Here is a 16150-nt window from a genome sequence, read left to right on the forward strand (position 1 = left end):
GATCCAATGCTTGCAGGCCAAATAATGGCCCACTAGAATCCGCGCCCTCTCGGGCCCTCTACCTTATTTGGATATTGCCCTGCGCCAGCCCGAGACAGACACGCGCGCAGGCAATCGAACATTGAGGTTTTTCATGCGCATCTCCACGCTCGCCCCCGCTGCCCTGCTGCTCAGCCTGTTCGCCCTGCCGGCCCACTCCGCCGACCTGAGCGCACTGAGCGGCCTGACCTCCCAACTGGGTGGCGGCAACTCCGGCGACTGCCAGAAGCAATCCGCTGACCTGCAAACCAAGATCGATGCGGCCGAAGCCAGCAAAGACACCTTGAAAGTGAAGGCCTTCAAAGCCGCGCAAGACCAGATCAACAAAGGTTGTGACAAACTTGCCCAAGCCCAGGCCAAAGCCGACGCCAAGCAGCAAACACAGGAAGCCAAGGCTGATAAGCCCGATGCCGTGAAAGCTCTGGGCGGTCTGTTCAAGTAACTGGAAACACCCGGTAAAAAGCCCCGCCCTGCCGGGGCTTTTTTGTGGGCGCATGGATCATTTAGGCTGGGCACCCTTTTCGGGCAAGGATGCTCATGATGCGTTTATTGATTGCTCTGCTACTCAGTGCGTTACCCCTTTGGACGTGGGCGCAAGGCTGCCCGGAGGACACCCCAACCCAGGTCGACGCCCTGGCCGAACAGATCCACCAGTGGGACCGCAGCTATCATCGGCTCGGCCAATCCCCCGTCAGCGACGACCTCTACGACCAGGCTCGCCAACGCCTTGCGCGATGGCGTGAATGCTTCCCCCAAACCGCACCGGTGCCGGACAACCCACTGGCCAGCGCGCGGGGCACCCTGCCTCACCCTATCGCCCACACCGGCCTGGAAAAACTGCCGGATGAGCAGGCGGTCGGCGCCTGGCTGGGCGAGCGCCAGGAGATCTGGATCCAACCCAAGGTCGACGGCGTGGCGGTGACCCTGGTGTATCGCCAGGGTCGGTTGAGCCAAGTCGTCAGCCGTGGCGATGGCGAACTCGGCCAGGACTGGTCAGCCACCGCGCGCAAGCTCCCCGGTGTCGTCCAGCACCTGCCGGAGCCTGTCGACCTGGTGCTGCAAGGCGAACTCTATTGGCGCCTGGACGACCATGTGCAATCGGCACGCGGCGGGCTCAATGCACGCAGCAAAGTGGCCGGCTTGATGAACCGTCACCATCTCAGCGACGCCGACGCCGCTCATATCGGCCTGTTCGTGTGGGCCTGGCCTGAAGGCCCCGAGTCATTTACCGAACGCCTGGCCAGCCTTGCACGCTGGGGGTTCACCGACAGCCAGCGCTACAGCCAGCCCATCCAGGACATTACCCAGGCTGCGCACTGGCGCACGTACTGGTACAACCATCCGCTGCCTTTTGCCAGTGACGGCGTGGTACTGCACCAGGCCCGGCGCACTCCGGCGAAGCGCTGGCAGGTCGGCACAGCCTACTGGGCCGTGGCCTGGAAGTACCCGGCCGCCAAGGCCCTGGCGCTGGTGCGCGACATACACTTCAAAGTCGGCCGCACCGGCCGTATCACTCCCATGCTGGAACTCGAGCCGGTACGGCTGGATGACCGGCAGATCAGCCGCGTGAGCGTCGGCTCGCTGAAACGCTGGCAAACGCTGGATATCCGCCCGGGCGACCAGGTGGCCATCAGCCTGGCGGGCCAGGTGATCCCACATCTGGATGCCGTGGTTCTGCGCACGCCCACTCGGGCCGAGCTACATGTACCCGACCCGCTGGACTTCCACGCCTTGAGTTGCTGGCAACTGGACCCCGGCTGCGAGGAGCAGTTGCTGGCGCGCCTCACCTGGTTGAGCGGCAGCCAGGGGTTGGCCTTGCCGCAAATAGGCCGCGAAACCTGGAACAGTTTGATCCAGGCCGGTCTAATCGCAGGCTTTCTTGATTGGTTAACCCTGGATGCGGCAGAGCTTGCTAACATTGAAGGCTTCGGCGAGCGCAGCCGTGCACGGCTGCTCGACAGCCTCCAGAGCGCGCGGCAAAGGCCCTTCGCCCAATGGCTCAAGGCCTTGGGCATACCGCCGGCGGCGCGCAACGACCTGCAAGGCGACTGGCAGACGCTGGCCGCCAAAGACACCCAAGCCTGGCTGGCCACTGACGGCATCGGCCCGGGCCGCGCGGCGCAACTGAGCGCCTTTTTTCGCGACCCGCATGTCCAGGCGTTGGCGCAAACACTACACGTGGCCGGGGTCGACGGTTTTTGAACCGGCCTCAACCACCTTTGAACAACGGCAGAATTCACCCTGCCATCAGATTGTGACCTTGGATTTCCCTATGAAATTTCTAGCCCCTTTTGCCTTGTTGACCGTCGCAAGCTTCATGGCCACGCCGTTGCTGGCAGCTGAAGAAGCCCCGCCACTCACCGGCTGCGCCGCCAAGCGCCAAGCCATCAGCACCCAGATCGAACAGGCCAAGGCCCACGGCAACAGCGCGCAACAGGCCGGCCTGGAGAAAGCCCTGAGTGAAGTCACCGCCAACTGCACCGACGCCTCTTTGCGCAAGGAACGCGAGAACAAGGTGCTCGACGCCAAGCACGAAGTCAGCCGCCGTCAGGCCGACCTCGACAAGGCCATGAAAAAGGGCGACGCCGACAAGATCAACAAGCGCAAGGACAAGCTCGCGCAATCACGCAAAGAACTGCAGGACGCCGTGGAAGAACTCGACCAGTAAGACCGGTCAGTGGTCCCGGAACTGTTTATGGCAGGCGCTGCAGGCATCTTCGACTTTCTGCACCGCAGGCGCGAGACGACTGGCCTGGTAAGGCTGGACTTTGCTGGCGATCACCAACTCACCGGTGGCCGCTTCAAGGTTGCGCGCCAGCTCCTGGAAACGTGCCTGTTGTTGCCACACATCGTCCTTGGCGCTGGTGTGGTCCTCTTCGCGCACGCTCGGAAAATGCTTCCACGGCTCATGGGACAGCGCGTCCAGCTTGACCGCGCCCTCAGCGAATTTTGCGCCGTCGAACGGGATGCGCCCACGCAACATGCCGCCCAGGTCTTCGCCGGTCTTGAGCATCTGTTTGAAAATCGCCTTGCGCTGACCCAGCGGGGAATTTGGATCGACACCGCCACAGGCGGACAGGCTCAGGCAGGCCAGCAATACAACCGTCAGTTTTTTAAAAGTCATGGTGGCTTAGGGTCACGGGAAACGGCGGCCAGTATCCTCGCCCCGCCCGTAAAGACCAATAGCCCTATTAACAATAAGGGTTGCCCGGCTGCATTGATGCGCGGGCAATCGCTTCAGGAATTGTGTGCATGAATAGCTTTTTGAACCCCTGGGGCCGCCGCCTGGCGTGGGCCTTGCCGATGATCGCGCTGCTGGCCGGCTGTGATGCGGGCAAAGATCCCGGCAAAGACGCGGCTAAACCGGAGCCGGAAAAACCCCACGCGGTGGCCACCTATGTCAGCGCCCCGTGGGAAGCCCTGCCGGCCGTGTCCGACAGCGACCTGCTGGCCGGCTTTGAATCCTGGCGCAGCGCCTGCCAACGCCTCAAGGCCGACCCGGTGTGGGGCGCAACCTGCGCCGCCGCCACCACGGTGCCGGGCAATGCCGTGGCCGTGCGCGGGTTTCTCAAGGAGCGCCTGGACGTGTTCGGGCTGCGCTCTGCCGACAACACGCCCAATGGCTTGATAACCGGTTACTACGAGCCGGTCTACCCCGGCAGCCTGACCAAAACCGCCACCGCCAACGTTCCGGTGTACGGCGTGCCGGATGACCTGATCATCGTCAACCTCGAAAGCATCTACCCTGAGCTCAAGGGCAAGCGCCTGCGCGGTCGCCTGGAAGGACGCGTGCTAAAGCCCTACGACGACGCCAGCGCGATCAACGGCCAGGGCTCCACCGCCAAGCCGATTGCCTGGCTGACAGACCCGATGGACCTGCAGTTTCTGCAGATCCAGGGCTCGGGCCGGATTCAACTCAAAGGCGGGCGCCAGCTGCGGGTCGGTTATGGCGACCAGAACGGCTACCCCTATCGCCCTATCGGCCGCTGGCTGGTGGAGCAAGGGCAGCTGAAGAAAGAAGACGTGACCATGGGCGCTATCAGCGCCTGGGCCAAGGCCAACCCGCAGCGCATTCCCGAGCTGCTGGCGAGCAACCCGAGCTACGTGTTTTTCAGCGCCCGTCCCGACAGCAATGAAGGCCCGCGCGGCTCGCTGAACGTGCCCTTGACCGCCGGCTACAGCGTAGCGGTGGATCGCAAGGTGATTCCGCTGGGCAGCCTGTTGTGGTTGTCCACCACCAAGCCGGACGGTTCGCCGATTGCCCGGCCGGTCGCGGCACAGGACACCGGGGGGGCAATCATCGGTGAAGTGCGTGCGGACCTGTTCTGGGGCACCGGCGATGCGGCCGGGGAGCTGGCCGGGAACATGAAGCAGCAGGGGCAGATCTGGATGTTGTGGCCCAAGGGTGCGGCGCTGCCTCAGGTGCCCGAGGTGCTCTGAAGGCCACTGAAGATCAAATGTGGGAGGGGCGGTGCGACGATTCGACTTGCCCCCGATAGCAGAGTGTCAGCAAACATATCCATTAACTGACACACAGCAATCGGGGCAAGCCCCCTCCCACAAGGGAACTGTGTCAGGACTTAGATCGAGACAAAGAAGAAACTCGCAATCAGCGCCATCCCCACCGCCCACACCAGCGAACGCAAAATCGCCCAGTCGGCCAGGTAGCAAATGATGTACAGCAGGCGGCTGGTAACGAACAGCACCGCCAGCACATTGATGGTCACCAGCGATGCCGTACCCGCGATGTGCGCGATAATCACCGCCGCCGCAAACGCAGGGGTCACTTCAAAGCCGTTGAGCTGCGCGCTGTGGGCACGCTTGGCAAACCCGTCGAGGCCATCCAGGAAGGCGCGCGGGTCGTGGTTCTGCCGGGGCCCGAATTTACCCTGGCTGAACTTGGCCACCCCCGTGCACAGGTAAGGCAGGAAAATTGCGATCAACACACACCAGAAAGCAGCCGTCATCATGGATTCCTTTTTGTTGTCTCAAGCAGAAATTAGAGTTTTAGCACTAAACATGTAAGACCGCACTATTGAGCCACGGCACAGCCAAAGGTTCTATCGCACACCTTGCAACATCGGGCCGCTGCTGCGGTCCATGCACCCACTAACCAACACTCCCCCACTTCCAAGGACCCCGGATGCTTGAACTTGTCGCCGCCTTCATTTGCCTCACCACTCTGCTCACCTATGTTAACTTCCGTTTTATCGGCCTGCCGCCCACCATCGGTGTGATGGTCACGGCCCTGCTGTTTTCCCTGATCCTGCAAGGCCTGAGCGTGCTCGGCTACCCGGGCCTCGAGGAACGTATCCAGCAACTGATCGGCCAGATCGACTTCGGCGACCTGCTGATGAACTGGATGCTGTCGTTCCTGCTGTTCGCAGGCGCCTTGCACGTCAACCTCAGCGACCTGCGCAGTTACCGCTGGCCCATCGGCCTGCTGGCGACCTTCGGCGTGCTGATCGCCACCGTGGTGATCGGCAGCCTGGCGTACTACATCTTTGCCCTGTTTGGCTGGCACGTGAGCTTCCTCTACTGCCTGCTGTTCGGCGCGCTGATCTCACCCACCGACCCGATTGCGGTACTCGGCGTACTGCGTACCGCCAATGCCTCCAAGCCCTTGAAGACCACCATCGTCGGCGAGTCGCTGTTCAATGACGGTACCGCCGTCGTGGTGTTTACCGTGTTGCTGGGCATCGCGCAGCTGGGGGAAACTCCCACCGTCGGCGCTACCGCCATGCTGTTTGCCCATGAGGCGATTGGCGGCGTGGTGTTCGGTGGGCTGATCGGTTACCTGGTGTACCTGATGATCAAGAGCATCGAGCAGCACCAGATCGAAGTGATGCTGACCCTCGCCCTGGTCATCGGCGGCTCGGCGATGGCCACCGAACTGCACGTCTCCGCACCGATTGCGATGGTGGTGGCCGGGCTGATCATCGGCAACCTGGGGCGCAAGCTGGCGATGAACGACATGACCCGTCGCTACATGGATGGCTTCTGGGAATTGCTCGATGACATGCTCAATGCCCTGCTGTTCGCGCTGATCGGCATGGAGCTGCTGCTGTTGCCATTCAACTGGCTGCATATCTTCGCGGCCAGTTTGCTGGCGGTGGCGATCCTGCTGTCACGCCTGCTCACCGTGGCCCCGGCGATTCTGTTGCTGCGGCGCTGGCGCAGCGTGCCGCGCGGCACCATCCGCATCCTCACCTGGGGCGGCTTGCGCGGCGGGGTTTCCGTGGCGCTGGCCTTGGCCCTGCCGTTGGGCCCGGAACGCGACCTGTTGCTGAGCATCACTTACATCGTGGTGTTGTCGTCGATCCTGTTGCAGGGGTTGAGCATCGGCAAGCTGGTCAAGCACGTGACCCGGGGCGAACCCCAGGCTGCGCCTGAACATCACTGATCCTTTTTGACCAACGGCGGATGCCTCGGGTCCGCCGGCTTTTTACCCGGCAGGCTGCTTTCACTGCGGATCTGTGCGTGGCTGATCAGCGCAAAGATAAAGCTGCCGCCAATGATATTGCCCGCCAGGGTCGGGCCGGCGAACACCAGCCAGAAGTCCTTCCACGGCAGCTCGCCGGCAAACACCAGGTAGGACACTTCCGCCGAGCCCACCACGATATGGGTGAAATCCCCCAGCGCCATCAGGTAGGTAATCAGGATGATGATGAACATCTTGGCGCTTTCCATGGACGGGATCATCCACACCATGGTGGCAATCATCCAACCGGAAATAATGCCCTTGGCGAACATCTGGCCGGGGTCGTTTTCCATGACCTTGCGCCCGATTTCAAGGAAGGCCAGGTCAGTCTTGGTGTCGAAAATCGGCAGGTGCAGCATCACGTAGGCGACCAGCAAGGTGCCGCACAGGTTGCCCACCAGCACCACCGTCCACAACCGCAACAGACGCCCGGCGTTGGCCAGGGTCGGCTTGCTCATCACCGGCAGCACGGCGGTCAGGGTGTTTTCGGTGAACAGTTGCTGGCGCGCGAGGATCACCGCCAAAAAGCCCGCGCAATAGCCGAAGCTGGCGATGACTTTGAATCCCTCACCGTCCGGCAAGCGAGAGTTGAGCAACCCCATGCCCATCAGCGACAAGCCCATGGTCAGTCCGGCAGCCAGCGCCGACCACCACAAGGCGGCCACATTGCGCTCCAGTTCCTGGTCGCCCTGGGTACGGATGATTTCATGCAGCACCGCCGCGCGGGGCGGCTGGTTCTTGTCGACGTCGTGCTGTTCTTCCTGGGACAGGTTGGGGGTCTTGCCGTCTGCTTGCGTGGCCATGGTGATACCTGAACGAGGGGGCGGTGTTCAGGTACGACCTATGGCCAATCAAGAGCGTTCACTGGCCCGGAGCAGGATTATTCCTGGATGCCGTCTTCCTGGAACTGGTCCTTCACGTATTTGATCTCGGTGCGGCCATGGGGCGCCGGCAAACCGTCTTCGCCGAGGTTGACGAAGACCATTTTTTCCACGGTGAGGATGCTTTTGCGCGTGATCTTGTTACGCACTTCGCAGGTCAGGGTGATGGACGTGCGGCCAAACTCGGTGGCAGTGATGCCCAGTTCGATGATGTCGCCCTGGCGCGAGGCGCTGACGAAGTTGATTTCGGAGATGTATTTGGTCACCACGCGCTGGTTGCCCAGTTGCACAATCGCGTAAATCGCCGCTTCTTCGTCGATCCAGCGCAGCAGGCTGCCGCCGAACAGGGTGCCGTTGGGGTTGAGGTCTTCGGGTTTTACCCATTTGCGAGTGTGGAAGTTCATGTTCACTCCAAAGCGTGTTGCGAAATGATGGGCGCCATCATGGCAGAGCCCGGGCCCAAGCTCTATGCGCCATTGCCTATCAGGCCCATGCGCGATCTTCATTTGGCCGACAGAAAGGCTTGGGAAGTGCGGCGCACACGGCTATAATCGCCTCCGCTTCAAAACGGTCATCTTCAATTGATACCGTTCTCCCGCCACCTGTCCGAGGGGCGCTGCAGCAGGTTCAACCTGTCAGGCTCGGATGGGGCGTTGTCTGGCCTGATTACCCGGCCGGATACTAAACGCACAACGGCGCCCATTCGCACACTACGAATGGAGGCTCTTCATGAGCGCTGTCAACACGCCTGCAGATTTCACCGACTACAAAGTCGCCGACATGTCCCTCGCCGCCTGGGGCCGTCGCGAAACTTTTATCGCCGAATCCGAAATGCCTGCCCTGATGGGTCTGCGCCGCAAGTACGCCGCTGAGCAGCCGCTCAAAGGCGCGAAGATCCTCGGCTGCATTCACATGACCATTCAGACTGCCGTGCTGATCGAAACCCTGGTTGCCCTGGGTGCCGAAGTGCGTTGGTCGTCCTGCAACATCTTCTCGACTCAAGACCAGGCCGCTGCCGCCATCGCTGCCGCCGGTATCGCGGTATTCGCCTGGAAAGGCGAAACCGAAGAAGAGTACGAGTGGTGCCTGGAGCAAACCATCCTCAAAGATGGCGCGCCTTGGGATGCCAACATGATCCTCGACGACGGCGGCGACCTGACCGAGCTGCTGCACAAGAAATACCCGGCAATCCTGGACCGCGTCCACGGCGTGACCGAAGAAACCACCACCGGCGTGCACCGCCTGCTGGACATGCTGGCCAAGGGCGAGCTGAAAATCCCGGCCATCAACGTCAACGACTCGGTGACCAAGAGCAAGAACGACAACAAGTACGGCTGCCGTCATAGCCTCAACGATGCCATCAAGCGCGGCACCGACCACCTGCTGTCGGGCAAGCAAGCCCTGGTGATCGGCTACGGTGACGTGGGCAAGGGTTCGTCCCAGTCCCTGCGTCAGGAAGGCATGATCGTTAAAGTCTCCGAAGTTGACCCGATCTGCGCCATGCAAGCCTGCATGGACGGTTTCGAAGTGGTTTCGCCGTTCATCGACGGCCAGAACGACGGCACCGAAGCGAGCATCGACAAAGCCCTGCTGGGCAAGATCGACCTGATCGTGACCACCACCGGCAACGTAAATGTTTGCGACGCGAACATGCTCAAAGCCCTGAAGAAGCGCGCCGTTGTCTGCAACATCGGCCACTTCGACAACGAAATCGACACCGCTTTCATGCGCAAGAACTGGGCATGGGAAGAAGTGAAGCCACAGGTACACAAGGTTCACCGTACCGGCGCTGGCGATTTCGACCCGCAGAACGACGACTACCTGATCCTGCTGGCTGAAGGCCGTCTGGTTAACCTGGGCAACGCCACTGGCCATCCAAGCCGCATCATGGATGGCTCGTTCGCCAACCAGGTTCTGGCGCAGATCTTCCTGTTCGGCCAGAAATACGCCGACCTGTCGCCAGCCCAGAAAGCCGAGCGCCTGACTGTAGAAGTATTGCCGAAGAAACTCGACGAAGAAGTGGCCCTGGAAATGGTCCGCGGCTTTGGCGGCGTCGTGACTCAACTGACCAAGACCCAGGCCGACTACATCGGCGTGACCGTCGAAGGCCCGTTCAAGCCGCACGCTTACCGCTACTGATATGCCTACCACCCGCCGTCCTTGTGAGGGCGGGCTTCTAATGTGGGAGGGCGGTGCGACGATTCGACTTGCCCCCGATGATGATGTATCAGCCGACATATTTGTTAACTGACATTCCGCTCTCGGGGGCAAGCGCCCTCCCACATTGACGGTGTACGCCTTCTAGCTTGATGAGTTTCCATAGGTATTACCATGTCCCAAGACCGTCGCTACAGCTTCGAGTTCTTCCCGACCAAGACCGATGCTGGGCATGAAAAACTGATGGCGACTGCCAAGCAGTTGGCCAGCTACAACCCCGACTTCTTTTCCTGCACCTACGGCGCCGGCGGCTCGACCCGTGATCGCACGATCAACACCGTGTTGCAGCTGGAAAGCGAAGTCAAAGTTCCCGCCGCTCCGCACTTGTCGTGCGTGGGCGACAGCAAGGCCGACCTGCGCGGCCTGCTGACCCAATACAAGCAAGCCGGCATCAAGCGCATCGTCGCCCTGCGTGGCGACCTGCCGTCCGGCATGGGCATGGCCAGCGGTGAGCTGCGCTACGCCAATGACCTGGTGAGCTTCATCCGTGAAGAAAGCGGCGACCACTTCCATATCGAAGTGGCGGCTTACCCGGAGATGCACCCCCAGGCGCGCAATTTCGAAGACGATCTGCAGAACTTCGTGCGCAAGGCCAACGCCGGCGCCGACAGCGCGATCACCCAGTACTTCTTCAACGCCGACAGCTACTTCTACTTCGTCGAGCGCGTACGGGCGATGGGCGTAAACATCCCGATCGTGCCGGGCATCATGCCGATCACCAACTACGCCAAGCTGGCACGTTTTTCTGACGCCTGTGGCGCTGAGATCCCACGCTGGGTACGTAAACAACTGGAAGCCTATGGCGACGACGTCAAGAGCATCCAGGCGTTCGGCGAACAGGTCATCAGCAAAATGTGTGAAGATTTGTTGCAAGGTGGCGCGCCAGGGTTGCACTTCTATACCCTTAACCAGGCTGAGCCGAGCCTCGCAATCTGGAACAACCTCAAGCTGCCGCGCTGAGGTCTGTTCAAGCAGCACCAGGCCCTCGTTTATACGGGGGCTTTTTTTGTCTACCCATCCCGGAATGGAAGCCAGCAGTACATGAATACAGCGTCCCCGACTCCCCGCCCGCAGCTGGTTTACCTGGTATTCGGCGCCGAGACCTACCATCAGGAAGCGGTATTCAGCATCGCCAGCGCCCTGGCCCACCTGGGCGGCCCCCAGGACATGCCGCTGGACATCCAGGTATTCAGTGACAACCCTGCGCCCTACGCCGACCTGCCGGTGCACGTCCACACCCTGGACGACGCCACGCGCAAGGCCTGGAGCGAGCCCCATGGCTACCATTTCCGCACCAAACACGTGCTGTTACGCAAAGTGCTGGAAACTGCCGAACGCGCACTGCTGATCGACACCGATACTTTTTTCCACGACTCGCCCATGGCGCTGTTCGAGCGCGTCGCGCCTGGCACCCTGCTGTGCAACGCCTTCCACGCCAAGTACGGCGACAACCGCGAAAGCGTGCTGCATATAGCCTTGTCCAAGTACCTGGCCGAGCGCGGCCTGGCCGACGACAATATGTGGCTGCTCAACTCCGGCGTAATGGGCATGGCCCGACAGGACGCGCACCTGCTCGACCGCTCGATCGAGCTGATGGACGAGCTGTTCCCCCTGGCCAACGGCGCCTACACCCTCGAAGAGTTCTGCCTGTCGGTGGCGGCGTACCGCACCCTCAACGTGCGCCAGTGCCCTGACCTGATCCACCACTACTGGAGCCGCAAGCAGCTGTTCCGCGCCAAGGTCAAGGCGTGGGTGGCCAAGCACGGCGCCGCCCCCACCTGCACCCATGCGCTGGCCGACACGCGCAAGGTCTCCGCCCACCTGCCGCGCCCACCGCGCCTGCAGCGCCTGATGTACAAGCTCATCACCCTGGCCCTGCCCAAGCGCAAGCAACAGTTCATCCGCGAGATTCTCTACGGCTGCTACGAACACGAAAATGAGTTCGACCAGGCGTGTGGCCCGGTTTGGTGGGACAAGGCCAAGCAGAATCAGGAACAACGCCAGAAATGCCCGGTGGACGCGCACCAATTGGAGCACTGGTTCGCCAACCCTGTCGTGCGCCTGATTCTCGGCGAGCGGCGCGCAGCCATCTACGAACACCTGATGAGCTCGCAAACAAACTAGCGCACCCCGCAGATACCTGTGCCAGAGCTTCTCTTTAAGACAGGAGCGTCGTAATCTCAGGGCATGCCCGTCACTCTGAAGCTGTTGACTGCTGCCCTCTTCACTTGCCTGAGCCTGGCCGCTTATGGCGAGAAACTGCGCATTGTCACCGAGCCCTGGGCGCCCTATGTGTATGACGAACACGGCGCCATGCGCGGGCTGGATTACGAAACCACGGTGATCGTGTTCCAGCGCCTGGGGGTGGAGGTGCAATGGCAATTCCTGCCCTGGAAGCGCTGCCTGGCCATGCTTGAGCAGGGCCAGGCCGACGGCGCGCTGGATATTTTCCACAGCCACGACCGCGACGCCTTGCTGCTCTACCCCAGCGAGCCGTTGTCGCAAGTTGAGTTCGCGCTGTTCTACGCCAACGAGCGACCGCATCCCGCGCAACGCCTGGATGACCTGCGCGGCCTGACCGTAGGTACCTCGCCGGGCTACCTGTATGGCGAGCCTTTCAGCGATTCCAGCCTGTTCAACCGCGAAGCGGCGCCCAGCCACGAAGCCAACTTCGGCAAATTGATGCTCGGGCGCATTGACCTGGTAATCACCGACCGCCGCGTGGGCCAGCATGTGATCGCGGCGATGGGCCTGCAAGGCAAGGTCAGCCAGGCGCCGCTGGTGGTCAGCCGCCAGCCGCAGTTTCTGGCGGTACGCCGTGGCGCCGGCATGGACCTGCTGGTGCAGCGCTTTGCCGCCGAACTCAAACGCTTCAAACAAGAGCCGGCCTACGCCGCGTTGAGCGCCAAATATGGTGGAATCCAAGCCATTACGGCCACAGAAGACACCGTTGAGCGCCAGGAAAGCAGCGCGCAGTGATTGCTCTGTTATACTCCGGCCTTTCCGCCAGGCTTACGCCCGGCCGCTGAGGTCTTGAAAAAGGCACCCAACCCCGCTACTGCGCAGCTTTCAGCCCCGCGCGAGCTGGTGGAGTGCCCGCCAGACGCAGCAGGACCGGACGGGATTGCGCTCCCCTAAGCGTCATTCGCGCCCGGCAAGATTATCCCTTTGGGCCAAGCCCTAACTAAAACAGGATTACTCATGTCCTTTGCTTCCCTCGGTCTCTCCGAGGCTTTAGTCCGCGCCATCGAGGCAGCGGGCTATACCGAGCCTACTCCGGTGCAACAGCGGGCCATTCCCGCCGTGTTGCAAGGTCGCGACCTGATGGTCGCGGCGCAGACAGGTACTGGTAAAACCGGCGGCTTCGCCCTCCCGATTCTGGAGCGGTTGTTCCCCAACGGTCACCCGGACAAATCCCAGCGTCACGGCCCGCGCCAACCGCGCGTACTGGTCCTGACCCCAACCCGCGAACTCGCCGCCCAGGTGCACGACAGCTTCAAGCTGTATGCCCGCGACTTGAAGTTCGTCAGCGCCTGCATCTTCGGCGGCGTCGGCATGAACCCACAGGTTCAGGCCATGTCCCGTGGTGTTGACGTGCTGGTAGCGTGCCCAGGTCGTTTGCTCGACCTGTGCGGCCAAGGCAGCGTCGACTTGTCCCACGTGGAAATCCTCGTGCTGGACGAAGCCGACCGCATGCTCGACATGGGCTTTGTCCATGACGTGAAAAAGGTCCTCGCCCGCCTGCCGGCCAAACGTCAGAACCTGCTGTTCTCGGCAACGTTCTCCCAGGACATCACCGCCCTGGCCGGCAAGCTGCTGCACAACCCGGAACGCATCGAAGTCACGCCGCCGAACACCACGGTCGAGCGTATCGAGCAACGCGTCTTCCGCCTGGCCGCCAGCCACAAGCGCTCGCTGCTGGCGCACCTGATCACCCACGGCGCGTGGGAACAGGTGCTGGTGTTCACCCGCACCAAGCACGGCGCCAACCGCCTGGCCGAGTACCTGGACAAGCACGGCCTCACCGCCGTCGCCATCCACGGTAACAAGAGCCAGAACGCGCGCACTAAAGCCCTGGCCGATTTCAAGGCCGGCACTGTGCGCATCCTGGTCGCCACCGATATCGCCGCGCGCGGCTTGGATATCGACCAACTGCCACACGTGGTCAACTTCGAGCTGCCGAACGTCGATGAAGACTATGTGCACCGTATCGGCCGTACCGGCCGTGCCGGGCGTTCGGGTGAGGCCATTTCCCTGGTCGCTCCGGACGAAGAAAAACTGCTGAAAAGCATCGAGCGCATGACCAAGCAGAAAATCGCCGACGGCGACCTGATGGGCTTCGATGCCAGCGCCGTGGAGGCCGAGAAGCCTGAGGCGCGCGAGCGTCCGGACGTGCGCAACCCACGCAACCCACGCGGTCCGAAGGGCGATGGCCCGAACGGCGGCGGTGGTGGCGGTGGTCGTCGCGACAAGGGCAAGGACAAAGGCGGCAAGGACAAGGCCCCAACCAACGGCCGTGGCGAACGCCCGGCCCGCGAGCAGAAGCCACGTGAAGGCACCCCGGCCCGCGAACAGCGCCAGCCGACCCAGGCGCCACGCGCCGCTGCCGACCGCGCCCCGGACGAGTTCCTCGACGACGACGTGGACAACTTCGGTAACCGCGTCGACTACGTGCCCCAGGCCAAACCGGCCCAAGGCCGTGGCCGTCGCCCAGGTGCTCCCGCACAGGGCGCCGGCGCCGCTACCGGCGCACCACGTGGCGGCCAGCCGCAGGGCGGTCGTCAAAACGGCCCGCGCAACAGCAGCGGCGGCACCACCGGTACCCCGCCTGCCAAGCGCAGCGGCCCGCGCAATGGTGCACCGCGTGACGGCCAGGCGCGTCGCGAAGACTCGCGCAGCAACAACCGTCGCCCAGCCCGTGACGACCAGCCACGCCTGTCCGAGCCAGCGGTGCAAAACCCGCGCGGTGGCCCGGCGCCGAAAATCATCCACAAGGAGTCGAAAGCGGATCGCTTCCCGACACCCGAGCAGTTGGACCAACTGCCAGGCCGTCCTCGTGGTGAAAAACCAGCGCTGCTGACCCGCAACCGCTGAGTTTCAAAGCTGCATAAAAAATGCCCCGCATCGAAAGATGCGGGGCATTTTTGTTGCTGTGGCGAGCGAGCAGGCATAAAAAAACCGGATCTCGCGATCCGGTTTTTTTGTGCGCGGCGAAAATTACTTCGCTTTCACACCTTCCAGCGAGATGTCCAGGTCCACAGTCTGCGAGGACGGGCCTGGGCCTTTGATGCCGAAGTCATTCAGGTTAAGCGTGGTCTTGGCGTTGAAGCCAGCACGTTCGCCGCCCCATGGATCCTTGCCTTCACCGTTGAAAGTGGCCTTGAACACCACTGGCTTGGTGACGCCGTGGAAGGTCAGGTCGCCGGTCACGTCAGCGGTTTTTTCGCCGGTGGATTTAACGGCAGTGGAAACGAACTTGGCATCGGCAAACTTGGCGACGTCCAGGAAGTCCTTGCTGGCGATGTGCTTGTCACGCTCAGCGTGGTTGGACCACAGGCTGGCGGTTTTCACGTCGACGGCGATTTTGCTGGCTTCAGGCTTGGCGGCATCCCAGCTGAACGAACCATCCCAGTCCTTGAAGGTACCGTGGATGAAGCTGTAGCCCAGGTGGCTGATTTTCCAGTCGATGAAGGCGTGCTGGCCTTCCTTGTCGATCTTGTAGTCAGCGGCCATCACTTGGCCTGCGGACAGCAGGGCAGTACCGAGTGCCAGAGCAGCGAGTGTCTTTTTCAACATGCTTTCTATTCCTTGTGAGTCGAGGTTGAACATCAGGCTTTGCGCCCCAGCATTCGCGTGAGGGTCGCATCACGATCGATAAAGTGGTGTTTCAGCGCAGCCACGCCGTGCAAACCGGCGAAGACCACCAATACCCAGGCCAGGTACAGATGCACCAGGCCTGCGTTGTCTGCCTGGTCCGGTAGCCCGGCAACCACGGCAGGAATTTCAAACAGGCCAAACACCGGGATACCGACACCGTCTGCGGTGGAAATCAGGTAACCGGCGATCATCACGGCAAACAGCCCAACATAGAGGAACGCGTGGCCAAACGCGGCACCGATACGGGTCATGCGGCTGTAAGTGGCCAGCGGCGGTGGCGGCGGGCTGATCAGGCGCCAGACAATCCGCACCAGCATGATGGCGAACAGCGTGATGCCAATGCTCTTGTGCAGGTCGGGCGCTTCTTTGCGCCAGGCGCTGTAGTAGTCGAGACCGACCATCCACAAGCCTAGGGCAAACAGACCGAACACCACCAAGGCCACGCCCCAGTGCAAAATAACGCTTATCCAACCATAGCGGGACGGAGAGTTCTGTAGCTGCATTCCTAAGATCCTATAAGAACTGTGCCCAAGACTAGCGATTTACCTATCGAATTAAAGCCGAAAATTTCGCTTTGAAATATCGAGAAATACGATCTTGAGAGTATGCACAGTACGTTAACGATGGATTAAGGACTATTCCTGAGAAACGTGAC

General features: G+C 61.7%; 16 protein-coding genes and 1 riboswitch. Of the genes, 10 read left to right on the top strand and 6 right to left on the bottom strand.

Annotation, left to right across the window (positions count from 1 at the left end):
- The first annotated feature begins 133 nt into the window (after positions 1-133).
- The 3 genes from AC0IYH_RS18455 (at position 134) to AC0IYH_RS18465 (ending at position 2707) form a co-directional block, all read left to right on the top strand.
- Positions 134-481 carry a hypothetical protein gene (locus AC0IYH_RS18455; protein WP_116626788.1) on the top strand — a complete coding sequence of 116 codons (348 nt, stop codon included), beginning with the start codon at positions 134-136 and terminating at the stop codon, positions 479-481.
- 95 nt (positions 482-576) lie between these two features.
- Positions 577-2241, top strand: a complete 1665-nt coding sequence (gene ligB / locus AC0IYH_RS18460; protein WP_471835611.1) for an NAD-dependent DNA ligase LigB — start codon at positions 577-579, stop codon at positions 2239-2241.
- Positions 2242-2311: 70 nt separating this feature from the next.
- Positions 2312-2707, top strand: coding sequence for a DUF1090 domain-containing protein (locus AC0IYH_RS18465; protein ID WP_122774631.1), 396 nt, complete (start codon positions 2312-2314; stop codon positions 2705-2707).
- A gap of 6 nt (positions 2708-2713) precedes the next feature.
- Here AC0IYH_RS18465 and AC0IYH_RS18470 read toward each other — a convergent pair whose 3' ends face one another.
- Positions 2714-3163, bottom strand: coding sequence for a cytochrome c (locus tag AC0IYH_RS18470; RefSeq protein WP_122774630.1), 450 nt, complete (start codon positions 3161-3163; stop codon positions 2714-2716).
- A gap of 128 nt (positions 3164-3291) precedes the next feature.
- Between AC0IYH_RS18470 and mltA the strand changes: the two genes are divergently transcribed.
- Complete coding sequence (gene mltA / locus AC0IYH_RS18475) at positions 3292-4479, top strand: MltA domain-containing protein (protein WP_116626792.1); 1188 nt, start codon at positions 3292-3294, stop codon at positions 4477-4479.
- Positions 4480-4619: 140 nt separating this feature from the next.
- Here mltA and AC0IYH_RS18480 read toward each other — a convergent pair whose 3' ends face one another.
- Positions 4620-5006, bottom strand: a complete 387-nt coding sequence (locus tag AC0IYH_RS18480) for an MAPEG family protein (RefSeq protein WP_116626793.1) — start codon at positions 5004-5006, stop codon at positions 4620-4622.
- A gap of 176 nt (positions 5007-5182) precedes the next feature.
- Here AC0IYH_RS18480 and AC0IYH_RS18485 point away from each other — a divergent pair, with 176 nt between their 5' ends.
- On the top strand, positions 5183-6442 hold the full coding sequence (locus AC0IYH_RS18485; RefSeq protein WP_471835615.1) for a cation:proton antiporter: 1260 nt from the start codon (positions 5183-5185) through the stop codon (positions 6440-6442).
- On the opposite strand, the gene AC0IYH_RS18490 is transcribed toward AC0IYH_RS18485, so the two are convergent.
- Both AC0IYH_RS18490 and AC0IYH_RS18495 read right to left on the bottom strand, forming a co-directional pair.
- The gene (locus AC0IYH_RS18490; protein WP_116626795.1) at positions 6436-7323 is read right to left on the bottom strand and encodes a formate/nitrite transporter family protein; all 888 of its coding nucleotides are present in this window, start codon (positions 7321-7323) and stop codon (positions 6436-6438) included. The genes AC0IYH_RS18485 and AC0IYH_RS18490 overlap by 7 nt on opposite strands.
- Before the next feature lie 77 nt (positions 7324-7400).
- Positions 7401-7805, bottom strand: a complete 405-nt coding sequence (locus tag AC0IYH_RS18495) for an acyl-CoA thioesterase (protein ID WP_065904864.1) — start codon at positions 7803-7805, stop codon at positions 7401-7403.
- Between the two features lie 198 nt (positions 7806-8003).
- A riboswitch (S-adenosyl-L-homocysteine riboswitch) is annotated at positions 8004-8109 on the top strand.
- A 21-nt stretch (positions 8110-8130) separates the two neighbouring features.
- On the opposite strand from AC0IYH_RS18495, the gene ahcY reads away from it, so the two are divergent.
- The 5 genes from ahcY (at position 8131) to AC0IYH_RS18520 (ending at position 14712) form a co-directional block, all read left to right on the top strand.
- Positions 8131-9540 (top strand): adenosylhomocysteinase, encoded by a 1410-nt coding sequence (ahcY, locus tag AC0IYH_RS18500; protein WP_116626796.1) that lies wholly within the window; start codon positions 8131-8133, stop codon positions 9538-9540.
- 192 nt (positions 9541-9732) lie between these two features.
- On the top strand, positions 9733-10578 hold the full coding sequence (metF, locus tag AC0IYH_RS18505; RefSeq protein ID WP_116626797.1) for a methylenetetrahydrofolate reductase [NAD(P)H]: 846 nt from the start codon (positions 9733-9735) through the stop codon (positions 10576-10578).
- Positions 10579-10659: 81 nt separating this feature from the next.
- Positions 10660-11742: a hypothetical protein gene (locus AC0IYH_RS18510; RefSeq protein ID WP_471835618.1), complete on the top strand. Its 1083-nt coding sequence runs from the start codon at positions 10660-10662 to the stop codon at positions 11740-11742.
- Positions 11743-11805: 63 nt separating this feature from the next.
- On the top strand, positions 11806-12597 hold the full coding sequence (locus tag AC0IYH_RS18515) for a substrate-binding periplasmic protein (protein ID WP_471835619.1): 792 nt from the start codon (positions 11806-11808) through the stop codon (positions 12595-12597).
- A gap of 222 nt (positions 12598-12819) precedes the next feature.
- A complete protein-coding gene (locus tag AC0IYH_RS18520) occupies positions 12820-14712 on the top strand; it encodes a DEAD/DEAH box helicase (RefSeq protein WP_122774626.1) in 1893 nt (630 codons plus the stop codon).
- Positions 14713-14835: 123 nt separating this feature from the next.
- Here AC0IYH_RS18520 and AC0IYH_RS18525 read toward each other — a convergent pair whose 3' ends face one another.
- Entirely contained in the window at positions 14836-15414 is a 579-nt protein-coding gene (locus tag AC0IYH_RS18525) for a YceI family protein (RefSeq protein ID WP_116626801.1), read from the bottom strand.
- A 32-nt stretch (positions 15415-15446) separates the two neighbouring features.
- A complete protein-coding gene (locus tag AC0IYH_RS18530) occupies positions 15447-15998 on the bottom strand; it encodes a cytochrome b (protein ID WP_471835623.1) in 552 nt (183 codons plus the stop codon).
- Positions 15999-16150 lie beyond the last annotated feature (152 nt).

This window comes from Pseudomonas sp. AC463 (assembly GCF_979253585.1).

What these genes read in the sequence shown, in the direction of transcription:
- AC0IYH_RS18495 (WP_065904864.1), bottom strand. Translation starts at nt 7,805, where the DNA reads ATGAACTTCCACACTCGCAAATGGGTAAAACCCGAAGACCTCAACCCC.
- AC0IYH_RS18510 (WP_471835618.1), top strand. Translation starts at nt 10,660, where the DNA reads ATGAATACAGCGTCCCCGACTCCCCGCCCGCAGCTGGTTTACCTGGTA.
- AC0IYH_RS18520 (WP_122774626.1), top strand. Translation starts at nt 12,820, where the DNA reads ATGTCCTTTGCTTCCCTCGGTCTCTCCGAGGCTTTAGTCCGCGCCATC.
- AC0IYH_RS18470 (WP_122774630.1), bottom strand. Translation starts at nt 3,163, where the DNA reads ATGACTTTTAAAAAACTGACGGTTGTATTGCTGGCCTGCCTGAGCCTG.
- AC0IYH_RS18485 (WP_471835615.1), top strand. Translation starts at nt 5,183, where the DNA reads ATGCTTGAACTTGTCGCCGCCTTCATTTGCCTCACCACTCTGCTCACC.
- AC0IYH_RS18525 (WP_116626801.1), bottom strand. Translation starts at nt 15,414, where the DNA reads ATGTTGAAAAAGACACTCGCTGCTCTGGCACTCGGTACTGCCCTGCTG.
- AC0IYH_RS18455 (WP_116626788.1), top strand. Translation starts at nt 134, where the DNA reads ATGCGCATCTCCACGCTCGCCCCCGCTGCCCTGCTGCTCAGCCTGTTC.
- ahcY (WP_116626796.1), top strand. Translation starts at nt 8,131, where the DNA reads ATGAGCGCTGTCAACACGCCTGCAGATTTCACCGACTACAAAGTCGCC.
- AC0IYH_RS18530 (WP_471835623.1), bottom strand. Translation starts at nt 15,998, where the DNA reads ATGCAGCTACAGAACTCTCCGTCCCGCTATGGTTGGATAAGCGTTATT.
- AC0IYH_RS18515 (WP_471835619.1), top strand. Translation starts at nt 11,806, where the DNA reads ATGCCCGTCACTCTGAAGCTGTTGACTGCTGCCCTCTTCACTTGCCTG.
- AC0IYH_RS18480 (WP_116626793.1), bottom strand. Translation starts at nt 5,006, where the DNA reads ATGACGGCTGCTTTCTGGTGTGTGTTGATCGCAATTTTCCTGCCTTAC.
- AC0IYH_RS18465 (WP_122774631.1), top strand. Translation starts at nt 2,312, where the DNA reads ATGAAATTTCTAGCCCCTTTTGCCTTGTTGACCGTCGCAAGCTTCATG.
- ligB (WP_471835611.1), top strand. Translation starts at nt 577, where the DNA reads ATGATGCGTTTATTGATTGCTCTGCTACTCAGTGCGTTACCCCTTTGG.
- metF (WP_116626797.1), top strand. Translation starts at nt 9,733, where the DNA reads ATGTCCCAAGACCGTCGCTACAGCTTCGAGTTCTTCCCGACCAAGACC.
- mltA (WP_116626792.1), top strand. Translation starts at nt 3,292, where the DNA reads ATGAATAGCTTTTTGAACCCCTGGGGCCGCCGCCTGGCGTGGGCCTTG.
- AC0IYH_RS18490 (WP_116626795.1), bottom strand. Translation starts at nt 7,323, where the DNA reads ATGGCCACGCAAGCAGACGGCAAGACCCCCAACCTGTCCCAGGAAGAA.